At 44.0% G+C, this 12,660-nt stretch carries 13 protein-coding genes; 6 read left to right on the top strand and 7 right to left on the bottom strand.

Annotation, left to right across the window (positions count from 1 at the left end; all coding sequences use genetic code 11):
* Positions 1–204: 204 nt before the first annotated feature.
* The 3 genes from cysQ to AC4IE7_RS05510 all read right to left on the bottom strand — a co-directional run bounded on the left by cysQ (position 205) and on the right by AC4IE7_RS05510 (position 1,857).
* Entirely contained in the window at positions 205–999 is a 795-nt protein-coding gene (gene cysQ, locus AC4IE7_RS05520; RefSeq protein WP_490775813.1) for a 3'(2'),5'-bisphosphate nucleotidase CysQ, read from the bottom strand.
* A complete protein-coding gene (gene nudE / locus AC4IE7_RS05515) occupies positions 996–1,532 on the bottom strand; it encodes an ADP compounds hydrolase NudE (protein ID WP_490775812.1) in 537 nt (178 codons plus the stop codon). The genes cysQ and nudE overlap by 4 nt, the downstream gene beginning before the upstream one ends.
* Positions 1,533–1,698: 166 nt before the next feature.
* Positions 1,699–1,857, bottom strand: coding sequence for a hypothetical protein (locus AC4IE7_RS05510; protein ID WP_490775811.1), 159 nt, complete (start codon positions 1,855–1,857; stop codon positions 1,699–1,701).
* A gap of 470 nt (positions 1,858–2,327) precedes the next feature.
* On the opposite strand from AC4IE7_RS05510, the gene yrfG reads away from it, so the two are divergent.
* Entirely contained in the window at positions 2,328–2,996 is a 669-nt protein-coding gene (gene yrfG, locus AC4IE7_RS05505) for a GMP/IMP nucleotidase (RefSeq protein ID WP_490775992.1), read from the top strand.
* Between the two features lie 13 nt (positions 2,997–3,009).
* On the opposite strand, the gene AC4IE7_RS05500 is transcribed toward yrfG, so the two are convergent.
* Positions 3,010–3,903 (bottom strand): methylated-DNA--[protein]-cysteine S-methyltransferase, encoded by an 894-nt coding sequence (locus AC4IE7_RS05500; RefSeq protein WP_490775810.1) that lies wholly within the window; start codon positions 3,901–3,903, stop codon positions 3,010–3,012.
* A gap of 671 nt (positions 3,904–4,574) precedes the next feature.
* Here AC4IE7_RS05500 and AC4IE7_RS05495 point away from each other — a divergent pair.
* From AC4IE7_RS05495 to AC4IE7_RS05480, 4 genes are all read left to right on the top strand, one after another.
* Entirely contained in the window at positions 4,575–4,967 is a 393-nt protein-coding gene (locus AC4IE7_RS05495; RefSeq protein WP_490775809.1) for a hypothetical protein, read from the top strand.
* Positions 4,968–5,050: 83 nt separating this feature from the next.
* A complete protein-coding gene (locus AC4IE7_RS05490) occupies positions 5,051–5,668 on the top strand; it encodes a hypothetical protein (RefSeq protein WP_490775808.1) in 618 nt (205 codons plus the stop codon).
* Between the two features lie 294 nt (positions 5,669–5,962).
* On the top strand, positions 5,963–6,676 hold the full coding sequence (locus AC4IE7_RS05485; protein ID WP_490775807.1) for a hypothetical protein: 714 nt from the start codon (positions 5,963–5,965) through the stop codon (positions 6,674–6,676).
* Positions 6,677–6,931: 255 nt separating this feature from the next.
* Positions 6,932–7,576: a M15 family metallopeptidase gene (locus AC4IE7_RS05480; RefSeq protein ID WP_490775991.1), complete on the top strand. Its 645-nt coding sequence runs from the start codon at positions 6,932–6,934 to the stop codon at positions 7,574–7,576.
* 113 nt (positions 7,577–7,689) lie between these two features.
* Here the strand turns inward: AC4IE7_RS05480 and AC4IE7_RS05475 are convergent, their stop codons facing one another.
* From AC4IE7_RS05475 to AC4IE7_RS05465, 3 genes are all read right to left on the bottom strand, one after another.
* A complete protein-coding gene (locus AC4IE7_RS05475; protein WP_490775806.1) occupies positions 7,690–8,964 on the bottom strand; it encodes a hypothetical protein in 1,275 nt (424 codons plus the stop codon).
* Between the two features lie 467 nt (positions 8,965–9,431).
* Complete coding sequence (locus AC4IE7_RS05470; protein ID WP_490775805.1) at positions 9,432–11,090, bottom strand: GMC oxidoreductase; 1,659 nt, start codon at positions 11,088–11,090, stop codon at positions 9,432–9,434.
* 713 nt (positions 11,091–11,803) lie between these two features.
* Positions 11,804–11,962: a hypothetical protein gene (locus AC4IE7_RS05465; protein WP_490775804.1), complete on the bottom strand. Its 159-nt coding sequence runs from the start codon at positions 11,960–11,962 to the stop codon at positions 11,804–11,806.
* 202 nt (positions 11,963–12,164) lie between these two features.
* Between AC4IE7_RS05465 and AC4IE7_RS05460 the strand changes: the two genes are divergently transcribed.
* The gene (locus AC4IE7_RS05460; protein WP_490775803.1) at positions 12,165–12,404 is read left to right on the top strand and encodes a hypothetical protein; all 240 of its coding nucleotides are present in this window, start codon (positions 12,165–12,167) and stop codon (positions 12,402–12,404) included.
* Positions 12,405–12,660 lie beyond the last annotated feature (256 nt).

Below are 12,660 nucleotides of genomic sequence, written 5' to 3'. Positions count from 1 at the left end.
GTCTCTTCTGTTTCTGAATCACTTCAGTGTTTTCACCCTTAAAACAGATGTGATGCAATACCCTCAACGCAGTTGCGTAAATTAATGTCGGAGAGCATGGACTACATCAAAATGATTCTGTGAATCTATTGTCTTGCTTAAGGGGGCTTTGATCAGCTCATGTATCGGCCACATGGTGGCTGTAAGCCACTAGTTCTGGAAGGCTTAATCCAGATACTCAGACCAGTCGACAGAGGCATCACCAAATACCAGAAAGTAGGGATTCAGCAATGAGTCCTTGGTGTTGTACTTGAGCGGTGCCATATCCAGGGTTGTTACCTGCCCCCCGGCTGCCTCGACCACTGCCTGTGCTGCTGCCGTATCCCACTCTGAAGTAGGGCCTAGACGTGGGTAGATGTCGGCTTTGCCTTCTGCAACCAGGCAGAGTTTTAGGGAGCTGCCCATGCTGACCAGTTGATGATCACCCAGCTTGTCCAAAAATCTTTTAAGTGAATCACCGGCATGGGAACGGCTGCCAGCAACCAGGGTCGGTTGTCGACGCTCTGATGCCACACGTATTGGCTGTGGAGGCTCATTGCCTATCTGTTTGCTCGCAGCCTTGCCCGGAATCCCGTAGTAGAGGGTTTTCATAACTGGGGCATAGACGGCACCAAACACAGCTCTGCCATCCTCTATCAAAGCGATATTGACAGTGAATTCTCCATTTCTTTTAACGAACTCACGGGTGCCATCCAATGGATCGATAAGCCAGTAGCGGTTCCAGCTCTTTCTAGTGTCATAGGCGATTTTCGCCGACTCTTCAGAGAGTACCGGGATCTCTGGCGTAAGTTTTTCCAGATTGGAGACAATCAAATTGTGTGCGGCCAGATCGGCTGCTGTGAGCGGGGAGTTATCCTCTTTGGTTTCGATCTCGAACTCGGTATCGTAGATCTGCAGGATCGCCTCGCCTGCTTGTTGAATCAGATCCAGGAGTTGATCGAGTGGGAGTGGTAAAGTCATAACAAAACATTCCTTGCCAGGCAAAGCGCTGCGATGGAGCGTGCCTCCGTTAAATCTGGCTGTGAGATTAAATTTTCCCAGTCCGAAAGTTTCCAGGGAACTACTTCGATGGGTTCTGGCTCATCACCTGTCAACTTGTCAGGATAGAGATCCTGGGCAAGGATAGCATAGGTGTGATGCTGGATGTAGGCAGGTGCAATAGTGAACGTTTTCAGCACTCTAAGCTGTCTTGCAGCATAGCCAACCTCCTCACGCAACTCCCGGTTGGCAGCCTGCAGTGGGTCTTCTCCCTCTTCCATTCTTCCTTTGGGGAGGGCGAGTTGGTAGTCCTGACTGCCTGCGGAATACTCCCGAATCATCAACACAGTTTCATCATCCAGCATCGGGATTACCAGAACAGAACCTCTCTCGCCGCCGAGAAGGCGCTCATAGGTTCGTTTTTCTCCATTGCTGAACTCCAGTCCAAGCTGTTCGACTCGGAATATCCGTGTTTCAGCAATCAATTTTTGTGAGACTATTTTAGGCTTGGTCACGCTTTCTTCTGTTGATAGTGGTTTCAAATGATTTAGAGGTGAGCGACGTGCTCAGAGTAAGCGTGATTCTAATCTGTCATGCCTGGGTATGTCTTCAATAGATCCATCAATTATCAGATTGGTGCACTGTTTCTCCAATCATTTCGATGATTATTGTGACAACGAGTTAATTGTCGTTGGTTTCACTTGCTGATAGAGATTTGAGAGACGAAAGTGCGTAACGCAGCAGAGAATGAAGATCAGAATAGTCACAAACCTCTGCCTCTCCAACAGGAGGGGGGCAGTGTGCAACCGGGGCGTCATTCACAGCGAACAACCAGGACATCGATTACAACTCCCCTCTCCCCTTGCGGGAGAGGGGTTGGGGGAGAGGGGGGGGTTCTCAGTCAATTTCTGCCAGATACAGGTCGCTGAAATAGACTTGAGGAACCCGCATCGATGAACTTTAAATGTGTTACCCATGTCTCCGAACACCCGTTACCCTTGACTCCGGTCTATACACGGGAGAGGGGGATATTCATCAACTACATCAACAATTTACAAAACAAGGATTAATGAGGTAGTACAGTTTACGCTTCAATTGTATCAAACCCTTGATGCTCACCCTCTCCAGTCAAGAGAGAGGGGCATTTATGCTTGCTTCTGGGTGATTGGGCGTTAGTGGAACAGCCGTCAGATTGGTGCTATTCAGTAATCAGCCTCAAAGCAGATTCAAAGGCGTGTATTGATGAGCAACTGCGAATCTTCAAACAGTATGAGACAATAGTGGCCACAAAACAGCAGCAGAGCAATATCATGATTCCCTGGAAAGAGATCGATTGTGTATTACTGGATATGGATGGCACCTTGCTGGATCTCCATTTTGATAACCACTTTTGGCTGGAGCATGTACCCGCACGCTATGCCGAGGCAAAAGGGATGCCCCTCGCAGAAGCGACTGAAGAGTTACTGGGGCGATACAAAAGCGTCGAAGGGACACTCGACTGGTACTGCGTGGATCATTGGAGCAGAGAGTTAGGGCTCGATATTGTGTTGCTGAAAGAGGAGGTTGATCACCTGATCTCTGTGCACCCTCATGTCATCGACTTTCTCGATCAGCTCATGTGTGCAGGCAAGGAGCGAGTGCTGGTTACCAACGCCCATCAGAAGACATTGGCGCTGAAGATGGAAAAAACCCGCCTCGCAGGATTTTTCAACCAAGTGGTTTCATCCCATCAGCTGGGTCTGCCAAAAGAGCATCCGGAATTCTGGAATCGATTTCAGAACCTCCACCCCTTTGACCCCAAGCGCACCCTGTTTGTCGATGACAGCCCTGCAGTGCTCAAGTCTGCTCAAGCGTATGGCATAGAGTGGATACTGGCGATCCTGAAGCCTGACTCAAAACAGCCGGTGAGAGAGGATGGGGATTTTCTCGCGGTTAAGGATTTTTCTGAAATTTCTGCCGGGCTCAGGTGTGAAATTTAATGAGTTGAACCGGTCAGATCACTGGATTATCACTATCCTTTTTAGCCGCCTCCCAGGCCAGCATCGCCAGCTTTCTGTCACTTCCCCAACGGTAAATACCGCTATCACCACTGCTTCTGATCACCCGGTGGCAAGGTATTAAATAGCCAATCCGGTTTTCAGCAAGTGCACTACCGACCGCCCTCTGTGCCTTGGGTGAACCGACCATCTGGGCAAGGGTGGCGTATGAGATGAGTCTGGATGTACCGATGTTCAACAGTGCCTCCCAAACCTTGATCTGAAAGTTGCTGCCCCTCAACAGCAGATGTAGTTTTCCTGCCTCAGGCTTGTTGCAGAAGATCTGCTTGATTAACGCACAGGCAGCCTTGTCACTACGGTTTAGCGTGGCTTCAGGCCATGCATGGGTCAAGCCACTCTCTTGCTCGGCACCGCCCTGATCATTAAAGCTCAGTGCACAGATGCCGCGGTCTGTCCACGCGATCAACGCGTCACCGAAAGGAGAGTCGGCGCTGCCAAACGAGATGGTCAGGCCTAGACCACGCTGTTTAATCTCACCCGGACTCATGGCCTCACATGTGATCATCAGATCGTGCAATCTTCCCGGGCCTGAGAGCCCACTCTCCAGACTGGCGGAGAGTAGATCCTTCGATGCCATAAGGGCCTGCCTGGCGTACTCCTTGGTGAGATACTGCAGGAAACGTTTCGGAGAAATACCTACCCATTCACTGAAGATGCGTTGCAGATGGTGCTCGCTGAGATGAACAGCTGAGGCAATCTCAGCGAGAGAGGGCTGTCTACGCGAGTTGGATCGAATGTACTCAATGGCATTGGCGATGCGCGTGTAGTTTCTCTGACCGGAGATGGGATCAGTTATCTCCATCGATTGATTATTCGATTCGTGGGTCATATTTGCTTAATGGTTTGGATGTGTGGCGTTAGTGAAAGTCTCTACTTGTTTGAATCTGTATGCCACCCGTTTCTTGCGCAGTGCCGCAGTGAGTAAGTGAAGAATGGAAGTGGCACTCTTAATCTTCATCTGGAATTAATCAATAACTCCTTTCCATAGTGTACATACCGGTAGCAGGCATAAGTCATATAATCAGCCAGATAGCCCAGTTATCATAATTGTATAAGATTTTAATTCCTCGGATCTTAAAACTGTAGAGTTGCGTAATTGCTTTTATGAGTGTGTTAACAGGCACCAAAACATAGGCATAGAAAAAGAGAATTGAATTGAGTGCCACAGACCGAGTTGATTGACAGCCTTGCGTTGAAACGTTAAATGTTCTAGAAAGGTAGTAAATCAGTTTCAGTTCAATCACAGGGATACTTCTCTTTATGGAAATAGAGAAATCGGTTGATCCATCCGAGATAGCAGCGTTCGGTTTTAATCGACTAGTCGGCGAGTCTGGTTGCAACAAGAAATTTCCGATACAAATCAGGGACGTTTTTCCTCTATTGATTTATGGGTTCCTCCACCGCTTTATCAGTTATCTCATAAGTACGGGTAACCGTAGGATGGCTCTTTATGAGCCAATCCAGCTGTAAATGCGGACATTAAGTACTAGAAAAGAAATCATGAAACCACTTCTAAAAATAATTGGCGGCTTAGCTTTGCTCGTTATAAGCGGTCTAGGGGCAATATGGGTATACATTATGTACTTTGGCCTAAACTCTAAACCAAACTGGCATATCGAAAAAAATGCTGTTCGTTCTGAATCACATCCTTTGGCCGGATTTTATAAGGATGAAGGCTGTAGAGACCCCTGGGGATGGGCTATAGGCCCTGCAAACGATGAACAATACTACCTCTCGTTTTGTGGGCCAGGCGGCTGTTTCGCTGAAGGTACTTACAGGCCAAATACAACAATTCATGGCGATAGCAAATATGAGGTAGTTGACGAAAATACAATCAAGTTCTTATCGAAGGAAGGGTGGTCAACTCATGTTCGTTGTCCATCACGTACTTAACAAGGCCTTCCATCGGTCGCAGTCGCTAATACGCCTGCTCTGCTGAAGACAGCGTTTAAAAATATAAATAGGTTTCATATCCAATGCTTAAATTAGAACAAAAAATCTTCCCGTTTAAAAAAACAACTTTGAGTATTACTGAAGATAGAGAGCTATTTGTAGTAAGTGCTAGCTTATCTAACACTACATCTTTTTCGTTGCCACTAGAACAGCTTGCACCTCGCCCATCTGAGTTCAGGCGTTTTAAGCTTGTTGCTGTATTAATATTTACAATATCATTACTGGTGACAATAATATCTTGGTATATCCTGAATGTAACTGAAGATATTGATGGTCTAGGGAAGCAAGCACTGGTTGTGATGTTGATATTTGGAACGTTCACGTTTGTTTCCTTGATAAAACTCAAAGGAGCTTATGTAAACCTGCTTATTTTTAATGATAGAAGAACAATGGATGCAATTTTCTCAATAAGTCCAACAAATCCATCTAAGAAAGAGGTTGAAGAATTTGTGAATGCATTAGAGTCCAGGATTAAGGCAATAGAATATGGCTCAGGTTTTTCTAATACTGAAAAGACCGCGATATACATCCGCCACTTAGAGTTTCTTTTGAATGAAGAGGTTCTTACAAATGAAGAATACAAAATAATAGAAAACAGAGTAAAAAATAAAGATAAAAATAGAGTTGTCTCGTTAGTTTAATGAGTAAATTCAACAGTGGTTTTCAAGATGTGTTCCACTTGAATTACTCTCTGTGTTAGCTCCTCCAGTGTTCATGGTGTTAAGCATGTTAAAAAGGTAGTATATGAGTATTAACGTAAATGAAACACGAAAGTCTAATGTCGTTGAACAAGGAATGAAAAAAATATCACGGGCGTAAAATGTAATTATATATGTCATATCTGTCGCTGGTTCTTTGCTTCGCACGGCCCCTATCCGCATTCGGTAACAATCTAAATAACAATCAACTAATATTTAAAAATAAGAGAGAAATAAATGAAAAAAATAACATCTACCGTAATTTTAGCAATAGTTTCTTCTGGTGCTTGTCTAGCTGAGGAAAGTATTATTGGTAACTGGAATTGCAATATGACCTCAGAGTATGGGGATTTCACCTTTAACCTAACTTTAGATGCGGGTAAAACATACAAAAAGGAAACAAATATGTTTGGGACGACAAATACTGATACAGGGACTTGGAAGACTGAGGGTAATACTTTAGTAATGAATCGTACTAAAAGTATCACAGGCGGGAAGGAAAAAGAGTCATCACAAGAGTTTCAAAGAACAATCGTTTCAAATACCTCCACGAATCTTGAGTTAAAGCATGCCAATGTAAAAACATCTTGCTCAAAAGTAAGTGATGAAAGTTCTTATATGCTTACGGATCCTGTTAAGGAAATGGCTACAGCATTTTTAAAAACAACAGACACTGGAAGTAACGACGTCAACAAATTGGACTGCAAAAAGGCAGTATTCAACGCTAAAGATGGCATCGATACGATGCTTTCCGTTGGCGAAAAAAATTATAAAGGAGGACACTTAAGTGAAACAGAATACGAAAAAACAAAAAGTGAATTGACGAAGATTGAAAAACGAGTTACTTATGATAATTGCTCAAATGCAAAAGGTACTGATTTGAGTTTTTATAAATGTATGAGTAATGATAATAATCATGTTGCCCACTGTGGAAAAAAACACAACTTTTGATCATAAGAGTGTTAACAATTAGTATTTTCTAGACTAATGTTACAACCAAATAGGGACTTAGTGCTTTATTTACACAAATTACTATTGCTAGTCGTTTTTCTGTCCGGGCCAAGGGCATTGATGGCAAATGACATCGAAAAGAAGTTCATAGAGAGTGGTCTTGTCGATGTTAATACAATCGATAGATCAATTCGTGTTGATCTTGTTAATTGAGATCGTGATAAAAACTATTTTGAAGAGAACTTCTATACCGCGCTGAATAAAACTTACTTACGAATAGAGATTGCAGTAAAGCTAACGAAGGCACAATGTGCCTTGAAAGTGGAATACACAGGGTATTTGCTTCAGGTGCTTGACACTGCAACGCCGAGATCTGTTTCTCGTGCTATGTACGAGAAGACGAAGGGATCAAGGTTTGAAAAATACGTAGCAAATCCAACGACAGGATCAATGCATATTTATGGTATTGCTGTAGACATTACCATTAATGATGAAAGTGGAAGTAAATTAGATATGGGGCCTAGCCCATTCTACAGTAGTCACGTCACAATCTACTGGAACTATTTTCTAAAGAAGATAGGCTTTAGTGTATCTAAAGTGCAGCAAAAGAATCTAGATATTTTTAAGCGCGTTATGTTAAAGGCGGGGTTCCGTCCTCTAGCCCATGAGTGGTGGCATTTCAATGGTGGTTTCTTCAAAGCCAATTTGCGCTCCAGTTCGGCCAATGGCGCGGCTCTTCTTGTTTTCTACAGCAACAATCTAGAGGGTACACTGACAAAAGTTACAGACGCTGGCGGCAAGGTCATCAAAGCTATATTCACCTTTCCTGGTGGTCGTCGCTTTCATTTCACTGAACCAAGTGGCAATGAATTTGCGGTATGGTCCGATGCAGGCGCATAACCATCTCATTTAACATTGCCTGGGATTTACAGCGTCTTTCCCAGAAACGACCCGTAACCGGCTTGTACCATCATCAAAGGGTGTTCGGGTTATTCGAAGTGTACAACTCCATTTTAGATATCTTTCTCTCTTAAATAATATGAATTCCAAACATCAAGTGCAGGTCTGGCGTTCAAATCTTCGTTATACAGACCAGTATCCTTCCAGATCTTGGATAAATCATCCTGCTCTAACATGCCACTCCAGAGGGTATCGTAGTCAACAACTGTAAACCAGATGACAAACGACATTGACAAATCATTTGCTGTTTTTAAAAGAGTAGAAACGTATTCACTCTGTTTGTCAGCATTACTTTGCTCAGAATAGCCAAAACCAGGAATGACCAGGTTTTCAGCGATCCAAGCGGTTTCAGTTATGGCTTTCGGTTTGCCGCCAGCGATAGAAGATATCTGGTTTAACCAGTCTTCTGGTAAATTAGCCGGATCCCCCTTATTTGAGTGTTCGAAAAATGCATAGGGATAAACACTTATACCAACCACATCGACGAAATCAGATAATCTGGAAAAATTAGACTCAATAATTGAAGTTTCATTTGAGTCAGGGCTTTTCAGAGCAACTGAGGCCATTAGAGGTAAGTCAGGGTGGATATTTTTGATACTCTGGTAAACGCTCTCTGCAAAAATTATAAATTTTGAGAACTTGTCAGGATCGTTTAAAATGAGATCACTTACTTCAGGTGCATAATTAAAATAAATCGGTTGGAAGCGCTCTATCATTCTGAGAGCAAAATTGCTGTATGCCTCGGCTACTTCAGGATCTTCGAAGTTTTTTTCATCCCAGGGTGGCAGGCGGGGTTCTTCTCCGTTCTTTCCCCAGTTAGATGCGAGGTCATCTCTTGCGGAATTTAACGAGTCTATCGACAAATAAATTGCTTTTCCTGAGTGTGTCTGATTTATCTTTGATGATATATCTTCTTCGATGCTGTTTGGTAGTTGCAGACCTGAATATGCCTCTTCCCAGGGTATGCCACTCATTAAGTGGTGCGCGATAATATCACCACTATCCTGAACAAGCGTATATGTATATGTTATTGCAGTATCGGATGCGGCATATGGCCAAGGAGTAAATCCCATTGAAAATGATCGTGTTTCACCTGATGGTATTTCAATAGGGGGTGGAGTTTCTGTATCTGATGATGGAGGTTCATCTTCTTTAGGTGGGGTTGTTGCAATGGGTGTTATGGGTATCTCTTCTGGCGGTGGCGTTGTAGCAACAGGTGGTTGAGGTGATTCTACGGATGGGGTTGTATTTTCTGTAGTATCATTGACAACTTCGCCATTTCCGGTGAGTGCAAGAATGATTGCGAGCCATTGAAAAAAATTGTCCATAGTGAGAAAAGTCCTTGTGCAAATATATTACTTTACGATCTGTGTGAAAGATAAAATCACCTGAAGAAAAGTAATTCGAGCACTAGCTTGTTATATTCTACGCATGCATCTCTAATGATATCTTTTTTTGCTTCTATGATTTAGAGATCTACCCAAAGTAAAAACAGATTAATCACATTAACAACAAATGGAGTTGTGGTGCCCAGGTATTTCAATATTTGATAACTCGGAAATGTTGATCTGTGAAGTTAGTCTCAACACCTTATAATTAAATAAAGGTTTCCTTTGTTGCTGCCAGTGATGATCTAGGGAGCTTTGGCAGATGCAATGATCAGAGATCTTGACAATTAAGTACAGAGCTTCTTCATGGATGATCATGGTGGTTGCTGATATAGACTACTAAAGTCTGTGACTTATAAAGACCACTCATTTTATCGCTTTAAAAATGAGTGGTCTGCTCATCCATATTAACTACCCGTTTTGATAATCTGCTCGATATTACGTTCAGCCAGTGCGGATATGGTGAGCGCCGGGTTCACCGATCCTGTTGAGCCTGGTATTCCTGCGCCATCCATTACATAGAGTCCAGGATGCCCTTTGACCCGTCCATAGCTGTCTGTAGCTAAACCAAGAACGGCGCCACCCAAAGGGTGAGCTGTCCAGTTCATACCATTGACACTGTTAATGAATGGCCAGGCGCCAGGTACTGTATTTGAGGCTGAAGCAATGTTTTTATTAATAGTTTCCATCGTGGAATGGGCTTCCGCATTACCATCTATAGCCCACTTCAAATCGACTTTTTCTGATCTGGAGTTCCACGCAAATTGACCTCGATTGGTCTGATCGAAAGCCATTCCAAGACTACCGATAATGCCAACATCAACAGGTACACCTGGGGCATACCAATTCTCAAAAGTAATTGGCATCCCATGACTGGTGTCATGGATACGGGATGCACTTGGCGTGCCTTGGGTTATACCGGCAATTGGTGAGAAGCTGCGGACCACTATCGCGTCTCCGTTAGTTCCCCAGCCTTCGCCAATATGTTCATTAAGGTTATTTAATGTGCCTTGAGCACGTGCCTTTACTAACAGTTCAGAGGTTCCAATAGAACCTGCTGCCATGAACAGACGATCACAGGTTATGGTTCTGTGTTGAAGCTGTTTTCCGGTTACGCTGCGGGTGATGAGTTCAACTTCATAGCGTTGGCCGTCCCAACCGATACTGAGTACTTCCTGCCCAGGATAGACTTTTGCATTTCCTGTTGCTTCAGCCATACTCAGATAGTTTTGATTGAGGTCGAATTTTGCACCATTGCTGTTACCATGATTACTCATTCCGATAGTGGCAGACTTGCGGACCCTGTTGTTAAGTTCTGAACGAACAGTTGACCAGTTGAAGATGGAGTCGATCGGAGTCGAGATGTAGCCTGCCTGGCTGACATGTTTGTCCCAGACTCTTGAGTGACCGAATGGATTACTCTGGTAGATATCATCAGGCATGGTGTTGAGGTTGAGCATCTGTTTTACACGGGGGTAGTAGATGTTATCCAGTTCGGCATAACTTACTGTTCCCTGGAAGAGGGCATCGAAGTAGGTTTGGTCAGGCTGAATCATCACGCCGGTAAAAATAACAGAACCACCGCCGACGCATGATCCTCGCCATACGGTCATATTGTCATATTCAGTGGCATCCATGACGCCACCAAAAGAATCCATATAGGCATTTAATCCGGTTAGCATTTTTACTTTATTCTTAAACCAGAATGCTCTTCCATCGGGTAAGACATCATTAGAAAAAATGCCGCGCCAATCTGACTTTGGCCACTTAAAGCCGCGCTCAAGAATGGTGACCGGTTCACCGGCTTGTGCTAAACGTAAGGCAGAGATGGAACCTCCAAAGCCAGAGCCTATGACAAGGTTTCTTGAATGTGAAGGTGGTGTTGGCAAGGCACTGAATAGTTCAGGCACTTGCATATAGTAGAAAAGAGAGCTGAGCGCCGGGGTTGTTTGACGCGATCGTGATGAGAAAAAGCCTGCGTGGGCTGGATTGGCGCCAAGTGCTGAAGCGCCTGTTGCTAATGATGCTTGAAGGAATCGACGACGAGAGAGTTTTTGCTTACTCATAAAAATAGCTACTCCATGTAATTTTACTTACGTAATTTTTATATCTCCGGCGCATACGTTAGGATTATCTGTAGAAGTATTCAAGTAATATTTAATGAGTTAAGGTGATTGCAATGAATATCTATATTAATTTTTAGCCCATTCGAGGCGTGACTTTAATCTCTGAAAAGATGGGGTGATTGTATTTATTCTTATTCTTATTCTTATTCTTATTCTAGATACGCAGTACCTGATCAACCTTGATCATTATTTTATTAGTCTCACTGGAAAAATGAGTAACATTGCTGAAATATATTAGCTCTTTACTAAAGGGGGTTTTGGTAATGTGAGTGGACTGTGAAACTAATAAAGTCTCTTATTTGTAGTGCGTTTTTTGATTGTAAGCGTAGTTGAAAATAGCATGGCTTTAAAAATTCTTTAACGACAGCTTCAGTAAGCTGTCCAAATTACGGATAAAATATCGATAATTATTTGTCAGTGCGGTTTATGATTTAATTGTATCAAATGCTTGGTGCTAACCCTCTCCTGTTGTATAGGCCGGAGTCAAGGGAGAGGGGGTTGAGCGCTTGAGAGTTAGTGTGGCCACAGAGATATTTTCTGAGTATGAGTTTCGTAATGTGAAAATCATTGCGCATGCTTTAATGGGGGTTATTATAAGTCTATTTCGCTTGGGCTTGAGTCATGAAGCAGAATGATTCTGATAACAGATTATTTTACAGGTAGTGCTCTTGAGCTTCTTTGTTGATTTTGTATTTATTACCGAGCGCAGAGGCGTTTGCCGGTATGATGGGGGCAGCAAGGTAGCCTGGATGGAGAGAAGCGGAATCCGGGATGATTGGTGCACTGCTCTCCCGGATTCCGTTGCACTTCATCCAGGCTACGGGTTGCCCTATTCATTCTAACGCGGAGCGTGGTAATAACTCGCCCAGAAGGTTGAAACAGTAGCCGACTGACTCCCCAAAATAGATTCATCTGTAGGGTGGGGCCATGCCCCACCATGCCCAACTAAAACCAAAACCACCTGACAAGTCGGTGTATAGACGCTACTGGTAGTGAGCAAACTATCTGGGTTTATTGGAGAATTCTCACCCTAATGGTGCGGCAGGGCCGCACCCTACGATTCATCATGGCCTTAGCCTCTACAAAACCACCAAGATCGAACAACAAGGTAGCCTGGATGAAGAGAAGCGGAATCCGGGAAGATTGATGCACTGCTCTCCCGGATTCCGTTGCACTTCATCCAGGCTACGGGCTGCCCTATTCATTCTAACGCCGGAGCGTGGTAATGACTCGTCCAGAAGGATGAAACAGTAGCCGGCTAGCTCCCCAAAATAGATTCATCTGTAGGGTGGGGCCATGCCCCACCATGCCCAACTAAAACCAAAACCACCTGACGAGTCGGTGTATAGACGCTACTGGTAGTGAGCAAACTATCTGGGTTTTTTGGAGAATTCTCACCCTAATGGTGCGGCAGGGCCGCACCCTACGATTCATCATGGCCTTAGCCTCAACAAAACCACCAAGATCGAACAACAAGGTAGCCCGGATTCCGTTGCACTTCATTCAGGCT

The organism is Candidatus Thiodiazotropha sp. AKAK3 (assembly GCF_058244645.1).
Note: the sequence above shows the minus strand (reverse complement) of the source record. Positions and strands in the feature narration are given on the sequence as shown.